The sequence below is a fragment of the Desulfoluna butyratoxydans genome (assembly GCF_900699765.1).
Taxonomy (GTDB): Bacteria; Desulfobacterota; Desulfobacteria; order Desulfobacterales; family Desulfolunaceae; genus Desulfoluna; species Desulfoluna butyratoxydans.
In genome coordinates, this window is sequence record NZ_CAADHO010000002.1 from 369577 (window position 1) to 385840 (window position 16264).

Sequence of the window (16264 nt, forward strand, 5' to 3'; positions counted from 1 at the left end):
CAGGTGATCCCGGTGAGTTACCATCGGAATCCCACATGATTTTTGAAGGAAAGAAACCATATACCACGGAAAAGCCGCCGGTCAAACAAAAAGCGCCCCGAAACCCGGTATCAAAAGCCCGAGGATGTTGACCAACGACGTGTGACAAACCAATCAGGAGTGTGACGATGCTTACCGCATACAGACAAAGCGAGGCCCAACGGCAAGAGATGGGAATTCCCCCGAAACCCCTCACCGACGCCCAGGTGACAGCCCTGTGCGAGCTCCTTGCGGATCCCCCCGCAGGCCAGGAACAAGAGCTCCTGGACCTTCTCACCCACCGGGTCCCCCCCGGCGTGGACCCGGCCGCAAAGGTGAAGGCGGAATTTCTCGCAGCCATTGCCAAAGGCGAGGCCACCTGCCCCCTCATTGCCCCCAAAGAGGCCGTGGCCCTTCTGGGCACCATGGGGGGCGGCTACAACACCGGCGCCCTCTTTGACCTTCTGGCCCACCCCGAGCTGGGCACCCCGGCCGCCGACGCCCTGGCCCGCCTTGTCATCGTCCCGGACGTCTTCGACAAGGTGGTGGAAGCCGCCAAAAACCTGCCCGCAGCGGAGAAGGTCCTCTCGGCCTGGGCCGACGGCCTCTGGTTCACCGAGAAAAAGGCCTTGCCAGACGCCCTCACCGTGACGGTCTTTAAAGTGGACGGCGAGTGCAACACCGACGACTTCTCCCCGGCCGGAGAGGCCTGGAGCCGCCCGGACATCCCCCTGCACGCCCTGTCCATGCTCACCAGCCGCGACGAAAACGCCCTTGCCACCATCGAAGAGCTCAAGGCCAAGGGCCACCCCGTGGCCTTTGTGGGCGACGTGGTGGGCACCGGCTCCTCCCGCAAGTCCGCCACCAACTCCCTGCTCTGGCACATCGGCGACGAGATCCCCTTTGTCCCCAACAAGCGCGCAGGGGGCGTGGTTTTGGGCGGCAAGATCGCTCCCATCTTCTTCAACACCCTGGAAGACGCAGGGGCCCTGCCCGTGGAGTGTGACGTCACCGCCCTTTCCACCGGCCAGGTGGTCACCATCCGCCCCTACGAAGGCACCGTCACCGATGAGGCCGGTACCGTGCTCTCCCGCTTTGCCCTCAAAACCGAGGTGCTCTTTGACGAGGTGCAGGCCGGGGGCCGCATTCCCCTCATCATCGGCCGCAACCTGACCGCCATGGCCAGGAAAGCCAAAGGGCTTGAGGAGAGCGACCTCTTCCGCGCCACGCCGGTGGCCGCCGACACAGGCAAGGGCTTTACTTTGGCCCAGAAGATCGTGGGTCGCGCCTGCGGCATGGACGGGGTCCGCCCCGGCACCTACTGCGAGCCCAAGATGACCACCGTGGGCTCCCAGGACACCACCGGCCCCATGACCCGGGACGAACTCACCGAGCTGGCCTGCCTCTCCTTTGCCTCGGACCTGGTGATGCAGTCCTTCTGCCACACCGCCGCCTACCCCCGGCCCGTGGACATCGCCATGCACGACACCCTCCCCGGCTTCATGACCAGCCGCGGGGGCGTGGCCTTAAAGCCCGGCGACGGGGTGATCCACTCCTTTTTAAACCGCATGATCCTGCCCGACACCGTGGGCACCGGCGGCGACTCCCACACCCGCTTTCCCATGGGGATCAGCTTTCCGGCGGGCTCCGGCCTGGTGGCCTTTGCCGCCGCCATGGGCCGCATGCCCCTGGACATGCCCGAGTCTGTGCTGGTGCGCTTTACCGGCACCCCCAAGCCCGGCATCACCCTGCGGGACATCGTCAACGCCATCCCCCTTGCCGCCATTGAAAAGGGCCTGCTCACCGTGGCCAAAGAGGGCAAGAAGAACATCTTCTCCGGCCGCATCTTAGAGATCGAAGGCCTTTCCCACCTCTCCGTGGACGAGGCCTTCGAGCTCACCGACGCCTCGGCCGAGCGCTCGGCAGCAGCCGCCACCATCCGCCTCTCAGAGGCCCAGGTGAGCCGCTACCTGAAATCCAACGTGGCCCTCTTAAAGTCCATGGTGGCACAGGGCTACGAAGCCAAAGAGACCTTAACGGCCCGCATCAAGGCCATGGAGGCCTGGCTCAACGCCCCGTCTCTCCTCACCGCCGACACCGATGCCGAGTACGCCGAAGTCATCGAGATCGACCTTGCCACCCTCACCGAGCCCATCCTGGCCTGCCCCAACGACCCCGACGACGTCAAACGCCTCTCCGAGGTCACCGGCACCCCCATCGACGAGGTCTTCATCGGCTCCTGCATGACCCACATCGGCCACTTCAGGGCCGCCGCCGCCCTCCTCGAAGGAGACGGCGAAGTGCCCGTGCGCCTCTGGATGACCCCGCCCACGGTCATGGACAAAGACCAGCTCCGACGCGAAGGCCTCTACAACCCCCTGTGCCGCGCCGGCGCCCGCATGGAGATCCCCGGCTGCTCCCTGTGCATGGGCAACCAGGCCCGCGTGGCCCCGAACACCACGGTGCTCTCCACCTCCACGCGCAACTTCCCCAACCGCATCGGCGACGGCGCCAACGTCTTTTTAGGCTCCGCCGAACTGGCCGCCGTCACCGCCCGTTTGGGCAAACTCCCCGACCCCGCCACCTACTTCACCGAGATGGAGGCCCTTGCAGGACGGGAAAACGAGATCTACCGCTTCATCGATCTCTCGGAGGACAAAGAATAAAAAAGCCAGGGGATACATCCCCTGGACCCCAGGGTCGCACATGCTCCGGGGCTCGTCCCTCGCCCCGTCACATCTGCTGACGGGCTGCGCCCGTAAGAACCAAAAAAACCCTTTTCCGTGTGACGGAAAAGGGTTTTTTGATCCAACATATCGCTGCCCTTCGGGGTGCGAAGCGTAGGGTGCGGCCCCCGCACCGACAGACGCAACGCACGCCTTTACCGCTGGGGTTTACCGTGCTTCATGGACATAAAAAATGGAAAGGGGAACCAGAATTAATAAAAGGGGAAAAACGACCCATGCTTAGAGAGCCAAACACCGGCCAAAAAAACAAAAAAGCCCCAACAAGTCACCTTGTTGGGGCTTTATAAGCTGTTGTGGCGGAGAAAGAGAGATTCGAACTCTCGATGGGCGTTAACCCATACGCCCTTAGCAGGGGCGCGCCTTCAGCCACTCGGCCATTTCTCCGCATCATTTGGCGGAGGAGGTAGGATTCGAACCCACGGAGCTTTGACACTCAACGGTTTTCAAGACCGCCGCCTTCGACCACTCGGCCACTCCTCCACTCAAATTCACTCGGACTAATTACCATTAGATCCGGCAGAGGTCAACAGCTTTGTTGGACTATTTCCCCCAAAGGGAAAACAGCCCGGAACCGGCCCCCAAAACCCCTGATCCCTTCTGTGTGTTGACATCGAAAGATTTTCGCTTATTATTATGAACTGATGACCCCCCGAGGGGCCCGCCAGGGGCCTTAGGCGGGTTTTGCCTATCGCCGCGGCTAAAATGTCGGGGAAAGCCCCCGCAGATGGTAAGCCCGGCGTTTTTTCTGGGGCCTGCCCATACCCAAAGCAAGGGCCCCACCTTATATGATAAAGAGTCTGTACCTTCTGTCCCGACGGCACGCCGGGCGGAACAACCATTCGGAGATAAATCATGGATCAAAAGTACGTCGTTGACAAGGACCTTGAAGCAGGCACCCTGACCCTAAAGGAGATGGCCGAGACCGATGTGGGCAAATTCAGCGTCCTCCACCAGGAGAGCTTTCCCCTGGAGGTCGTGGAGGCTGCCCTGCCCGGGGGTGCCGACGCCCTCATTGCCATGTTCCGCAACCACGACTTCTTCCCCCCCGCCTTCTCCGCCAACACCCTGGCCGAGGGGATCCTCTCCATGTTCGGGGCAGACGAGAAGACCACCGTCAAGATCGCCTTCTGCGACAACGACGCCCTGGAAAGCGCCCAGGAAGAGCCCCAGGAGGCCCTGGTCACCGACGAAAAAGAGCTGGTGGAGATCGACAAGCTCTTAGACGACACCGACGAAACCCACCCCCCCGAAGTGGAGCCGTGATCCGTTTTTAAAGAGAAAAAGGGCCGGGGCTTCCGCGGCCCTTTTTTTTATGGGCACGCCCCAAAGGGCCCCGCGCCTTGACTTGCGGGGGAAAACTATTTATTACATAATGTTCTTTTAAAATGGGGCTTTTGGCATGGCGTTTACGCCCGGCCGCACCCAGGCGCAAGGCCCCCTGAAAGCCGGGTGGTCCCTTGGCGTGCCGAGGCGGCACCCGTATCGACATGAAAAAGGCTGCCCAGGGCAGCCCGCCCGCGCAGGACGACCCACCATGGCGACCTCAATTTCCAGACAAGGTGCGGCCACACGGTGTTTTGGCAAGCACGCCTCGGTTGTGCTGGGGTTTCCCCGGACCCTTTGGCTGTGCCAGGCCGTCATGAACCCTAACGTAAAGCAGATCCGATGAAGCAGACAATAAAGACGTTGATCGAACAGGCCGCCCGTGCGGCTTTTGAAAAGGGGGCCTTGCCCTCCGATGCCTTCCCCCCCTTCACCGTGGAAGAGCCCAAGGTGGAGAGCCAGGGTGACTTTGCCACCAACATCGCCATGGTCATGGCCAAGGCCCAGAAAATGGCCCCCCGGAAAATCGCCGAGGCCCTGGTGGCCGAGATGGCCCTTGCCGGCAGCATCGTGGACAAGGTGGAAATTGCCGGTCCCGGCTTTATCAACCTCTTCCTGGACAAGGGCGCCTGGCTTGATGCCGTCACCCGCGTGGAAGACAAGGGCGACACCTACGGCGCCTCCACCCTGGGGGAAGGCAAGAAGGTGATGGTGGAGTTTGTCAGCGCCAACCCCACGGGCCCCCTTCATGTGGGCCACGGCCGCGGCGCAGCCGTGGGAGACAGCACCGCCCGCATCCTCTCCTTTGCAGGCTTTGATGTGGACAAGGAGTACTACATCAACGACTCCGGTCGCCAGATCCGCACCCTGGGCCTCTCCCTGTTCCTGCGCTACAAAGAGCTCTGCGGAACCCCCGTGGATTTTCCCGAGGACTGCTACCAGGGCGCCTACATCATCGACATGGCCCAAGGGGTCAAGGCCGACAAAGGCGACTCCCTTCTGGAGATGCCCGAAGACGAGGCCGTGCTCCTCTGCGCCCGCCACGCCGCCTCCCTGATCCTGGAAGGCATCAAGACCGACCTGGAGGCCTTTGGCGTCCCCTTTGACTGCTGGTTCAGCGAGCAGAGCCTTTACGACAACGGCCTGGTCCCCGAGACCATCGAGACCCTCAAGGCCAAGGGCACCCTCTACGAAAACGACGGGGCCCTCTGGTTCAAGACCTCGGAGTACGGAGACGAAAAAGACCGCGTCGTGGTGCGAAGCAACGGGCAGACCACCTACTTTGCCTCGGACATCGCCTACCACATGAACAAGTTCGACCGCGGCTACCAGCGCCTCATCGATGTGTGGGGGGCCGACCACCACGGCTACATCCCCCGCATCAACGCCTCCATCACCGCCACCGGGCACAACAAGGACGATTTCGACGTCATCCTCGTCCAGCTGGTGAACCTTCTGCGCGGGGGCGAGCCCGTGGCCATGAGCACCCGCTCCGGGGAGTTCGTCACCTTAAAGGACGTGGTGGACGAGGTGGGGGCCGACGCCGCCCGCTTCATCTTCCTCTCCCGCCACTACGACAGCCCCCTGGATTTTGACCTGGAGCTGGCCAAGAAGAAGACCAACGACAACCCGGTCTTCTACGTGCAGTACGTCCACGCCCGTATCTCCAGCATCCTGGAGAAGGCCAAAGCAGAGCGGGGCCTCACCGTCTCGGCCGCTCCCATGGAGAGCCTCACCCAGCCCGAGGAGATCGCCCTCATGAAGGCGATGCTCCGCTTCCCCGAGGTGGTGGAGACCGCGGCCAAGCTCATGGAGCCCCACCGCATCTCCTACTACCTCATGGACCTGGCCTCGGCCTTCCACAGCTACTACAACAAGCACAAGGTCCTCACCGATGATGCCGTGCTTTCTGCCGCCCGCCTGAGGCTGGTGGCCTCGGTGCGCCAGGTGATCAAGACCGGCCTGGCCCTTCTGGGTGTGTCGGCACCGGAGAAGATGTAACGTGACTTAAAGGCCCCGGCAGCGGCCGGGGCCTTTTCGGACCAACAACCCTTGAGGGAACCATGGCAAACGCGGCAAAGGCAAAACCCAAAGCCCGCCCCCCCTTCATCACCCTGAGCAGCCGGGAGACCCTGGGCTGGAGCACGGCCCTTTTTCTCCTCTTCGGCTGGCTCTTCTTCCTGGGGGTGCTGGTGGGCCGCGGCAGCATCGAGGTGGAACTCATCCCCACGGCGGTGCAGCGGGAGCTGGCCGTGATCCCGGACAAACAGGCCGTCCCCCAGCCCGATAAGGAGACCCTGCCCCCGGAGGCCGTACCCCCGGATGTGCCCCTCTCCTTTTACACCGAGGTCAAGCAGAGCGAAGAGGCCATCACCAAATCCAGCCGCATGACCAAAGCCGACAAAACCGTGCTGGCCCCGGGCCAGGCAGCGGTCCCCCTTGCGAGCCCCGTGCCCCCGAAGCCCAAGGCCGCGGTCGCCAAGGCCCCCGCCCCGCCCCCGGTGGTGACGGCACCGGCCAAAGCATCGGCCCCCATGGCCCCGCCCACCTCCGGGTACACCATTCAGGTGGCGGCCCACATTAAGGAGTCAGCCGCCGAGGCCGAGGCCCAAACCCTTCGCGAAAAAGGGCTCTCCGCTTACGTCATGGCGGCAAAAAACAACAAGGGCCAGACCTGGTACCGGGTGCGCGTGGGGCATTTTACCCAGCGCGACCAGGCCAAAGAAGAGCTCACGCGCCTCGCCCGACTCAAACGCAAGGCCTATGTCGTCAAGCTGTAGGAACGGCCGTGCGGCAACACCGATATGACACGCCCGGCACGAGGGAATCGACCCTTGCCGGGCCGGACAAAGGAATCCTTAGTATGAAGATCACGAAAGAAGAGGTCCTCTACGTGGCCAACCTGGCCCGACTCAACGTGGACGATGCGGACGTGGAGAAGCTGGCCGCAGAGATCGGGGACATTCTCTCCTATGTGGACACCCTGGAGAAAGCCGACACCGACGGCGTGGAGCCCACCACCCACGCCATCGACCTGACCAACGCCTTCAGGGAGGATGTGGTGCACACCCACCCCGGTGCGGACGTGACCCTTGCCAACGCACCGGACAAGGAAGATGCGATGTTTGTGGTTCCCAAGGTGGTGGGTTAGATGAAAGGAGAGGCAATGTCACTGCAAGAGATGACCCTGACCGAAGCCCACGGGCTTCTTCGAGATAAAAAGGCAAGCTCCCGGGAACTCACCGAGGCCGTGCTCTCCCGCATCGAGGACGTTGACGGGAAGGTGGGCGCTTACATCACCGTGGACAAAGAGGGCGCCTTAAAACAGGCCGACGAAGCCGACGCCCGCCTGGCCAAAGGGGAGGCCCATCCCTTGACCGGCCTGCCCGTGGGCCTCAAAGACCTGCTCTGCACCGAAGGGGTGAAGACCACCTGCGCCTCCAAGATGCTGGAAAACTTTGTCCCCACCTACGACGCCACGGTGGTGACCCGCCTCAAAGAGGCCGGGGCGGTCTTTCCCGGCAAGCTCAACATGGACGAGTTTGCCATGGGCTCCACCACCGAGCACTCCGCCCTTCAGACCACCCGCAACCCCTGGGACCTCACCCGCTTTCCCGGCGGCTCCAGCGGGGGCTCTGCCGCGGCCGTGGCCGCCGACCTCTGCCTGGCCTCCCTGGGCAGCGACACCGGAGGCTCCATCCGGCAGCCCGCCTCCCACTGCGGCATCGTGGGCATGAAACCCACCTACGGGCGGGTCTCCCGCTACGGACTGGTGGCCTTTGCCTCCTCTTTGGACCAGATCGGCCCCATGACCAAGACCGTGGAAGACTGCGCCCTGATGATGGAGGCCATCAGCGGCCATGACCCCAAGGACTCCACCTCGGTGCCCAAAGAGGTCCCCGCCTTCCGCCAGCTCATGAAGGAAGGGGAAGACAAGGGTCTGGCCGGTATGACCGTGGGCATCCCCGCCGAATACTGGGAGGCCGACGGAGTGGACGCTGACGTCATGAAAGCGGTCACTGAGGCCAAGGCCACCCTGGAATCCCTGGGAGCCCGCTGCGTGACCGTGGCCCTGCCCCACACCGAATACGCCGTGGCCGCCTACTACGTCATCGCCCCCTCCGAGGCGAGCTCCAACCTCGCCCGCTACGACGGGATCCGTTACGGCATGAGCGAGCGCAACGGCGAGGACCTGCTCTCCATCTACAAGACCACCCGGTCCGAAGGTTTCGGGGACGAGGTAAAACGCCGCATCATCATCGGCACCTACGCCCTCTCCTCGGGCTACTACGACGCCTACTACAAAAAGGCCTCCCAGGTGCGGACCCTCATCCTGGAAGACTTTAAAAAGGCCTTTTCGACCTGCGACTTCATCATCTCGCCGGCAGCGCCCACGGCCGCAGGGGTCATCGGCGAAGGCGCCGACGACCCCTTGAAGATGTACCTCTCGGACATCTTCACCCTCTCGGCCAACCTCGCCGGCATCCCCGGCATGAGCGTGCCCTGCGGGTTCACCGGAAACGGCCTTCCCGTGGGCCTTCAGCTCCTGGGACGCCACTTTGACGAGGCCACCCTCCTCAAAGCAGCCTGGCACTTTGAGCGGGCCGCAGGCCTTGTGGGCAGGCGACCGGCCCTTTAACCCAAACGGGGCCCGGAGGCCGTTTTCTCCTGCCTCCTTAGGCCCCCGACACCCCTTCCGGGAGGTGCCCATGACTGTTGTCCCGCTTAGCGACCGAATGAAAAAGGCCCTCTCCTGGGCCGTGGAAGAGAAGAAGGACCATCCGGCCAAAGGCCGCCTCGCCCTGGTGGACGAGGCCGGCATGCGGTTCAACCTCTCCCCTGCCGAGTCGGACACCCTGGCCCGGCTCCTGGCCGACACCCCCCGGACGTAACCGAAACACCAAGGGGCGGCCCTTTTCCTTGGGGCCCGCCCTTTTTATGGCGCCGTGCACCCCGGCGTCTTCTGGAGCCCCCCTATGAGCAAGGTTCGCATCCTCCCTGATATCCTCTCCAACAAAATCGCCGCAGGCGAGGTGGTGGAACGGCCCGCCTCCGTGGTCAAGGAGCTGGTGGAAAACGCCCTGGACGCCAAGAGTCGCTCCATTGCCATCGATGTGGAAAAGGGAGGCAGGCGCCTCATCCGCGTGGCAGACGACGGCTGCGGCATGGCCGCCGACGACGCCATGCTTGCCATCGAGCGCTACGCCACCAGCAAGATCTACACAGACGAAGACCTCTTCAACATCTCCACCCTGGGCTTCCGCGGGGAGGCCCTGCCCAGCATCGCCTCGGTCTCCAAGTTCTCCCTCACCACCCGGGCCCAGGACCTGGATGTGGGCTGCACCGTGGAGATGGAAGGGGGCAAGGTGACCAAGGTCTCGGAAACCGGGGCCCCCAAGGGGACCCTCATCTCCGTGGCCCACCTCTTCTTCAACACCCCGGCCCGGCGAAAATTCCTCAAAGGGGAGGGCACGGAGATGGGCCACATCGCCGACACGGTGTCGGCCATTGCCCTGGCCTGGCCCCAGGTGCGCTTTCGCCTCACCCACAACGGCAAGGCCGTCAGAAGCTGGCCGGCCACCGACGACTTGCGCCAGCGGGTGGAAGAGGTGCTGGGCCGCGACGTCCGGGGCCACCTGGCCGAGGTCTCCCTCACCCGGGGGGAGCTCACCGTCAGCGGGTTTGTCTCCTCCCCGGAGGTGACACGCAGCACCACCCAGAAGATCTTTCTCTATGTCAACGGACGGCCGGTGAAAGACCGGGTGATCCTCAACTCGCTGCTCTCGGGCTATCGACCCCGCCTCATGAAGGGCCGCTTTCCCATGGGCATGCTCTCCATCACCCTGCCCTGCGACTGGGTGGACGTCAACGTGCACCCGGCCAAAAACGAGGTGCGCTTTAGGGACGCCTCCTCCGTGGGCCTGGCCGTGGAAGACGGGGTCAAGGAGGCCCTGGCCCAGGCCGAAGCCGCCTCCCGTCAGTTCGGCAGCGGACGGCCCGCCACCGGCTTTGTCCCGAGCGCCCCACCGTCCATGCCCATGCCAAGACGGGAAGACCTCGATGTCCGGGTGGCCGAGCCAAGCGCCCTGTTTGTGGAAGAGCCCGCCGCCCCGGAGCTGTGCTCCCCCCTGCCACCCCAGGCCTGGGAGGAGGCGGACGCCGAGCCCCTCTACACCCCGGCAGAGCCCACCGCCCCCACCGCCCCCCTTCCCCCACTCCCGGAGGAAGAGACAGAGCCCGCGGAACCTGCCCCTTGCCCCCCCACAGGGGACCACGCCGGACAGTTCGCACGCCTTCGGATCATCGGACAATACGCCGACACCTACATCCTCTGCGATGCCGGAGACGGTCTCATCCTCATCGACCAGCACGCCGCCCACGAGCGGGTGGTGTTCGAACAGCTCAAGGGCCAGGGGAGTGTCCTCTCCCAGCGCCTGCTGGTGCCCGAAACCGTGGAGCTGGGCTTCCGGGAGGCCGACGCCCTCACCGGCATCCTGGAGGAACTGACCCGGTTCGGCCTGGAGGTGGAGCCCTTCGGTGGCACCACCTTTGTGGTGAAATCCGTGCCCGCCATGCTGGCCCCGGACGGCATGGCCCGCCTCATCAGCGAAATCGCCGAAAAAATGGTGCGCATGGGCCAGCGGGATACCCTGGAGCGCTGCCTGGACGAATGTCTCATCCTCATGGCATGCCACGGGGCCATCCGGGCGGGCCAGGCCCTCTCCACCAAGGAGGTGCACCGCCTCCTCACCGAACTGGACGCCTGCCGGGACCCGTCCTTCTGCCCCCATGGCCGCCCCACCTGGATCCGCTGGAGCACCGGGAGCCTGGAGCGGGCCTTCAAGCGATAAAAAGACACTCCCGCCGCCAAAACAAAAAAAGGGGCCTGCACCGCCACTCTCTCATCGCGGTACAGGCCCCTTTTGGAGTCGATTGTCCTTATTTTGTCATGTGCTACAGCCGCATGACGCTTTTTGCAGCACACCCTCGATCGCTCTCTTCAAGCTCAAAGGAGACCCTCTCCCCCTCCGACAGGGTACGGAACCCCGGCATGTCGATGGAGCTATGGTGAACAAACACATCGGATCCATCTTCCCGTTCAATGAACCCGTACCCCTTCTTGTCGCTGAACCATTTTACTGTTCCTTCTGCCAAAACACCTTCCTCCTTGTTATGGTTGACTCACGACGCTTTTGGCCAGAACTCCAAAAGCGCTTTTTTATCTATCCCGCCTGCCGAAATGTACCAAAGGACCCGTAAACGAAGCGATCCACCATGATATCGGCAAGGGGAATGTGTATGCGGTGTCGGTGGTTGGAAGTGGTTGATGGACACTATCTTGAAAAGAGGCGCTGGGCGACAGCTACCCGTGATGTTCAGCATGAAGACTGATGGCCGGGTGTCGTGAACGTTTGCTCCGAAATCGCATGCTGCGGATACGACAAAGGGGCCTTGCTTTGGGGGGGGCACCCTCGTTACTTTCGGGAAATCAGAATCTTTAGAAATTGTCTTGTGGTCGTGTGCGAATCTCGGGTATTCCTCTTTACGCTACTTTTATGTGTCTTTAACATGAGTTACCAATATGAATCAAGAAAAAAATCTCAAAAAGTCAATAGAGCATAGCAATGGGCGATATGAGAACACATCATATTGATATAGAATTTTCAATTTTTGCCATATGTTGTTGTTTTCAATGGTTTGCGAAATGACCATTCTATTTCGCGAAAAAAGAGGAAAACAGGGAATTTCATTGGAGCCCGCCCTTGGATCCCCCGGAATCCTGCCCCCGGTCCAAAACGACCGGGAACAGGGATAAAAAGGGCTTATCCGGCGGCGATGATCTCTTCCAAGGCCCCTTCGATCTCCGAGCGAATGACGCCCAGCCGCTCCTGGCTCAGGGCTTCAAAGCGCAACACCAGGGCGGGCTGGGTATTGGAGGCCCGCACCAGCCCCCAGCCGTCGTCGTAGAGCACCCGGGCCCCGTCCACATCGATGACGGTGTGGGAGGCAACAAACCGATCCTTCAATTTCCCGGCAATGGAGAACTTCACCTCATCGGGACACTCGCGACGGATCTCCGGAGTGGTGTAGGTCTTGGGCAGGTCGGAGAGAAGGGAGGAGAGGGGCTTGCCCTGATCGGCCACGATCTCCAGGAGTCGCAGGGTGGCGTAGAGGGCATCGTCGTAGCCAAAGTAGCGGTCGGCAAAAAAGATATGGCCGCTCATCTCACCGGCCAGCTCGGCCTTGGTCTCCTTCATCTTCTGCTTGATGAGGGAATGGCCGGTCTTCCACATGATGGCGTTGCCGCCCCGGGCGCGGATATCGTCGTACATCACCTGGGAGCACTTCACCTCGGAGATGAAGGTGGCCCCGGGCTTTCTGCCCAGGATCTCCCGGGCAAACAGCACCATGAGCTGGTCCCCGTAGATGATGGACCCTGTTTCGTCCACCACGCCGATGCGGTCGCCGTCCCCGTCGTAGCCGATGCCGAGGTCGAGCTTCTTCTCCCGGACCAGCGCCACAAGGTCGGAGAGGTTGGCGAGCACCGTGGGGTCGGCCTCATGGTTGGGAAAGGTACCGTCCATCTCGCAGTAGAGGGGGTGCACCTCCAGGTCAAACCGGTCCAAAAGGGGCAGGGCGATGGGGCCGGCCGATCCGTTGCCCGCGTCCACCCCCACCTTCAGGGGACGGGAGAGGGTGACCCGCTCGGAGAGCTCTTTAAGGTAAGGGGTCAGGATATCGATGGTCTGCCGCGTGCCCTCCCCGCGGGCAAAGTCTTCGGCATCGATGAGGTCCCGAAGGGCCAGGATCTCCTTGCCGTGGATGGAGTCGGTTCCGCAGCAGAGCTTGAAGCCGTTGTACTCGGGCGGGTTGTGGCTGGCCGTGACCATCACGCCCCCTTCCAGGCCCAGGTGATGGATGGAAAAGTAGAGCACGGGCGTGGCACAGTACCCCAGCTCCGTCACATCGCAGCCCGTGGACAGGAGCCCTTTGATCACCTCCTCGGTATACAGGTCGGAGGTGGTGCGGCAGTCCTTGCCCACGGCGACCCGGGTCTTGCCCTTCCCCTTGAGGTAGGTCCCCACGGCCTTGCCGATGCGCCGGGCGTCGTCTTCGTTAAAGTCCTCACCAGCCACACCACGGATATCGTATTCTCTGAAAATAGTCGGGTTCATGGTCACTCCTCAAGCAATGGTTGTGCGTTGGTCATGAAAAAAATCAGGTAAAAGGGGCCTGCCGGGTCACCATCCCACCACCAGGGCGGCAACCCCCACAACAAGACAGTAGGGGGCAAACACGTGAAGCTTTCCCCTCCCCACGATGTAGACAAGAAAGCGAAGGGCCAGGTAGCCTGTGACGGCGGCCATGGCCGTGCCGGAAAGGATCACCCACCAGGGGGGCAACACCGTGGACGAAATGTCCAGGATCGCCAGCAGGCTGGCTCCGACGATGGCCGGGATGGACAGGAGAAAGGAGAAGCGGGCGGCCCGCTCCCGGCTTCCTCCCATGAAAAGGGCCAGGGCAATGGTGGAACCGGATCGCGAAAGGCCCGGCATCACAGCCATGCCCTGGATCAGACCGATGAGAAGGGCCTTGGGCAGGGTGATCTTCCGATCCCCCTCCATGGGAATCAGGGCCGTGGCCGACAGGAGCAGGGCGGTGATGCAGAGCATTCCTCCCACAACCAGCAGGGAGGAGAAGATGGCATGGGAGTGCTCCTTAATGATCACCCCCAGCACCGCCGTGGGAACGCTCCCGGCCAGGATCAGCCCCACCATGGCAAGCTCGGAGCGCTCTTCAGGGGAGAGGTCCCCCAGCTTTCCCCGACAGGCCACTGCAGCCAGTATCGCCTGGCCGAGGGCCGCGATATCCCGGCGAAAAAAGAAGCACACCGCCCCCAGGGTGCCTAAGTGCAGGCAGATATCGAAGAAGAGTTCCGGCTCCTCAAGGCCGAAAAATCGCTGAAAGAGCACCAGGTGACCGGAACTGCTCACCGGAAGAAACTCGGTGAGCCCTTGAATAAACCCCAAAAAAAGCGAATGAAAAAGTCCCAAAACCATGCCTTTTGATCTGGCCCCCTGCCCTTATGATCAGACAGGGGGTGCGATTAACACGTATGGAGTCCCCTTCGTCTCCCCCACACCGAGGGAAAACAAACCACGGGAGACTCCCCTTCCACGGGCCGTCGGCCCTAAAATGTCGCCACCACCTCGCCGGTGGTGTCCGTGCTGTAGCCCCCCAGGGCCAGGACGCGCGTTTTGAATCGTTGGGAGCGGATGGTGGCCAGAAAGGCCGTCACCATGGGGGTATCAAGGTAGTCGTTGTCGATGAGCAGGTCGTACTGTTCGGTCACCACGGGAATAAAATCGAGATCCAGGGCCCGGGCGGCGGCATAGATGCCGAGGCCGGCATCGGCGGTTCCGGAGAGAACGGCCACGGCCACAGACATGTGTGTATACTCATCCCGAGTATAGCCGTCAATCAATTTATCATCAATTCCCAATGTTTTAAGGCGATAATCCAGGAGGATACGGGTACCGGAGCCCCCCTGCCGGTTGACAAACCGGACCCCGTCAGCGGTGAGGTCCTCCATGCCGCGGATCCCCTTGGGATTTCCCTTGGCCACCATGAGGCCCTGCTCGCGGGTGACCAGATTCACCAGGGTGAGGCGGCGATCCGGCAGGTAGGTCTCCACATAGGAGCGGTTGTAGCTGCCGTCGGAGGGGTCCAGAAGGTGAATACCCGCCAGGTGGCAGGTGCGGCGCTTCAGGGCCATGAGCCCCCCCATACTCCCCACATGGCTCGAGGAGAGACGCACATCCCCTGCGTCCCTCCGGATCTCGTCGGCCAGAAGGTCCAGGGTGTTGTCGTGGCTTCCCACCACCACCAGGGTGCGCCCCACGGCCGAGGCGGGCCGCAGCAGCTCGCAGGCCACATCGGTGCCTGCGGCAAGCCCCTCCACATGGGCCGGAATCCGAATGATGCCGTCGGCCTCGGTGATGCTGGTCAGGGTCCCTGCCCCCCCGGCAATGGGGGTGGCGATGACCCTCTCCCCCACCCGGCCGAGCTTCACCCGGAGAAACTCCTCCACCCCCAGCTTGGAGGCCACCTTGCGGGAAGGAGAGGCCGAAAGGGTGGGTTTGGGCTCAAAGGAGCGCCCTGCCAGGGAGGCCAGCAGGGGCGAGAGGCACTGCTCAAAGGCGACAATGGCCGACACCGGATACCCCGGCATGCCGAACACCGGCACCCCTTTCACCTCCCCTGCCAAAACGGGCTTGCCCGGCATGATGGTGACCCCGTGAAAGAGAAGGCGACCCAGCCCGGTCACCACGGTGCGGGCGTAATCGGCAGAGCCCGCCGACGAGCCCCCGATGATCACGATGGCATCGACCCCGTCCTCGGCCGCCTTGGCCACGCAGGCGGAGATGGCGTCGGGGTCGTCTTCGATGATGGGATGAGCCAGGGCCTCGCCCCCGTCTTTCTCCACCATGGCGGCCAGCATGTGGGAGTTGGACTCAAAGATGCGCCCCGGCTCCGGCGTGGCCATGCCTTCCCGGTCAAGGGCCACAAGCTCCGAACCCGTGGGGATGATGAGCACCCGGGGCCGTTCGTGCACCGCCACCGTAAAGATGCCTGCGGTGATCAAGGCCCCCACGCAGTACGGGGTGACCAGGTGGCCCGTGGGGAAAAGAAGCTCGGTGGCAACGATGTCCTCTCCCATCTTTCGGACGTATTGAAAAGGGTAGGCCGGGGCCTCGATCTCCATCTCGGTGTCGGAGACAGGGTTGACGGCCTCGATCATGATCACGGCATCGCACCCTTCGGGCAGGCGATGCCCGGTGTTGACGGGAAAGGCGCTCTCCCCCACCACCAGGGTGCGGGGACGGCCTTCCGAAGCGCCGTAGGTGGTCTCGGCCAGCACGGCGATGCCGTCCATGGCCGCGGCGTGGTACCCCGGGGAAGAGGCCCTTGCAAATACCGGTTCGGCCAGAACGCGGCCTGCGGCCCGGGCCGAGGGGATCGTGACCGTCGGCATGCGCCGAGAGCCGAAGTGATGCGCAATCCGTTGCTGCGCCTCGTCAAGGGAGATCATGTCAAGGTAGACGTTTCTGTCCATGGGGATATGCCCTTTGTTCCAAAGTGATCGTCAAATAACAGGTCGGCATGCGTACCGC

At 62.8% G+C, this 16264-nt stretch carries 12 protein-coding genes and 2 tRNA genes; 8 read left to right on the forward strand and 6 right to left on the reverse strand.

Annotated features, from left to right (window positions below; translation table 11 throughout):
- Positions 1-167 precede the first annotated feature (167 nt).
- On the forward strand, positions 168-2684 hold the full coding sequence (acnB, locus tag MSL71_RS06725) for a bifunctional aconitate hydratase 2/2-methylisocitrate dehydratase (RefSeq protein ID WP_180138066.1): 2517 nt from the start codon (positions 168-170) through the stop codon (positions 2682-2684).
- Between the two features lie 375 nt (positions 2685-3059).
- Here the strand turns inward: acnB and MSL71_RS06730 are convergent.
- A tRNA-Ser gene (locus MSL71_RS06730) sits at positions 3060-3149 on the reverse strand.
- An 8-nt stretch (positions 3150-3157) separates the two neighbouring features.
- Positions 3158-3245, reverse strand: a tRNA-Ser gene (locus MSL71_RS06735).
- Positions 3246-3617: 372 nt separating this feature from the next.
- Here MSL71_RS06735 and MSL71_RS06740 point away from each other — a divergent pair.
- The 7 genes from MSL71_RS06740 to mutL all read left to right on the forward strand — a co-directional run bounded on the left by MSL71_RS06740 (position 3618) and on the right by mutL (position 10939).
- A complete protein-coding gene (locus tag MSL71_RS06740) occupies positions 3618-4028 on the forward strand; it encodes a hypothetical protein (protein WP_180138067.1) in 411 nt (136 codons plus the stop codon).
- A 402-nt stretch (positions 4029-4430) separates the two neighbouring features.
- Positions 4431-6089 (forward strand): arginine--tRNA ligase, encoded by a 1659-nt coding sequence (argS, locus tag MSL71_RS06745; RefSeq protein ID WP_180138069.1) that lies wholly within the window; start codon positions 4431-4433, stop codon positions 6087-6089.
- 62 nt (positions 6090-6151) lie between these two features.
- Positions 6152-6868 (forward strand): SPOR domain-containing protein, encoded by a 717-nt coding sequence (locus MSL71_RS06750; RefSeq protein ID WP_180138071.1) that lies wholly within the window; start codon positions 6152-6154, stop codon positions 6866-6868.
- An 83-nt stretch (positions 6869-6951) separates the two neighbouring features.
- On the forward strand, positions 6952-7239 hold the full coding sequence (gene gatC / locus MSL71_RS06755; protein WP_180138073.1) for an Asp-tRNA(Asn)/Glu-tRNA(Gln) amidotransferase subunit GatC: 288 nt from the start codon (positions 6952-6954) through the stop codon (positions 7237-7239).
- A 15-nt stretch (positions 7240-7254) separates the two neighbouring features.
- Complete coding sequence (gatA, locus tag MSL71_RS06760; RefSeq protein ID WP_180138075.1) at positions 7255-8727, forward strand: Asp-tRNA(Asn)/Glu-tRNA(Gln) amidotransferase subunit GatA; 1473 nt, start codon at positions 7255-7257, stop codon at positions 8725-8727.
- Between the two features lie 70 nt (positions 8728-8797).
- Entirely contained in the window at positions 8798-8980 is a 183-nt protein-coding gene (locus MSL71_RS06765) for a hypothetical protein (RefSeq protein ID WP_180138077.1), read from the forward strand.
- A gap of 84 nt (positions 8981-9064) precedes the next feature.
- The gene (gene mutL / locus MSL71_RS06770; protein WP_180138079.1) at positions 9065-10939 is read left to right on the forward strand and encodes a DNA mismatch repair endonuclease MutL; all 1875 of its coding nucleotides are present in this window, start codon (positions 9065-9067) and stop codon (positions 10937-10939) included.
- Between the two features lie 103 nt (positions 10940-11042).
- On the opposite strand, the gene MSL71_RS06775 is transcribed toward mutL, so the two are convergent.
- The 4 genes from MSL71_RS06775 to MSL71_RS06790 all read right to left on the reverse strand — a co-directional run bounded on the left by MSL71_RS06775 (position 11043) and on the right by MSL71_RS06790 (position 16206).
- The gene (locus MSL71_RS06775) at positions 11043-11243 is read right to left on the reverse strand and encodes a cold-shock protein (RefSeq protein WP_092215676.1); all 201 of its coding nucleotides are present in this window, start codon (positions 11241-11243) and stop codon (positions 11043-11045) included.
- Positions 11244-11911: 668 nt separating this feature from the next.
- Complete coding sequence (locus tag MSL71_RS06780) at positions 11912-13264, reverse strand: phosphomannomutase/phosphoglucomutase (protein WP_180138081.1); 1353 nt, start codon at positions 13262-13264, stop codon at positions 11912-11914.
- 66 nt (positions 13265-13330) lie between these two features.
- Positions 13331-14149: an undecaprenyl-diphosphate phosphatase gene (locus MSL71_RS06785; protein ID WP_180138083.1), complete on the reverse strand. Its 819-nt coding sequence runs from the start codon at positions 14147-14149 to the stop codon at positions 13331-13333.
- A gap of 131 nt (positions 14150-14280) precedes the next feature.
- A complete protein-coding gene (locus MSL71_RS06790) occupies positions 14281-16206 on the reverse strand; it encodes a molybdopterin biosynthesis protein (protein WP_246317732.1) in 1926 nt (641 codons plus the stop codon).
- Positions 16207-16264: the final 58 nt, after the last annotated feature.

Coding starts and splice junctions, on each gene's coding strand:
- acnB (WP_180138066.1), top strand. CDS start 168: ATGCTTACCGCATACAGACAAAGCGAGGCCCAACGGCAAGAGATGGGA.
- MSL71_RS06740 (WP_180138067.1), top strand. CDS start 3,618: ATGGATCAAAAGTACGTCGTTGACAAGGACCTTGAAGCAGGCACCCTG.
- argS (WP_180138069.1), top strand. CDS start 4,431: ATGAAGCAGACAATAAAGACGTTGATCGAACAGGCCGCCCGTGCGGCT.
- MSL71_RS06750 (WP_180138071.1), top strand. CDS start 6,152: ATGGCAAACGCGGCAAAGGCAAAACCCAAAGCCCGCCCCCCCTTCATC.
- gatC (WP_180138073.1), top strand. CDS start 6,952: ATGAAGATCACGAAAGAAGAGGTCCTCTACGTGGCCAACCTGGCCCGA.
- gatA (WP_180138075.1), top strand. CDS start 7,255: ATGTCACTGCAAGAGATGACCCTGACCGAAGCCCACGGGCTTCTTCGA.
- MSL71_RS06765 (WP_180138077.1), top strand. CDS start 8,798: ATGACTGTTGTCCCGCTTAGCGACCGAATGAAAAAGGCCCTCTCCTGG.
- mutL (WP_180138079.1), top strand. CDS start 9,065: ATGAGCAAGGTTCGCATCCTCCCTGATATCCTCTCCAACAAAATCGCC.
- MSL71_RS06780 (WP_180138081.1), bottom strand. CDS start 13,264: ATGAACCCGACTATTTTCAGAGAATACGATATCCGTGGTGTGGCTGGT.
- MSL71_RS06785 (WP_180138083.1), bottom strand. CDS start 14,149: ATGGTTTTGGGACTTTTTCATTCGCTTTTTTTGGGGTTTATTCAAGGG.
- MSL71_RS06790 (WP_246317732.1), bottom strand. CDS start 16,206: ATGGACAGAAACGTCTACCTTGACATGATCTCCCTTGACGAGGCGCAG.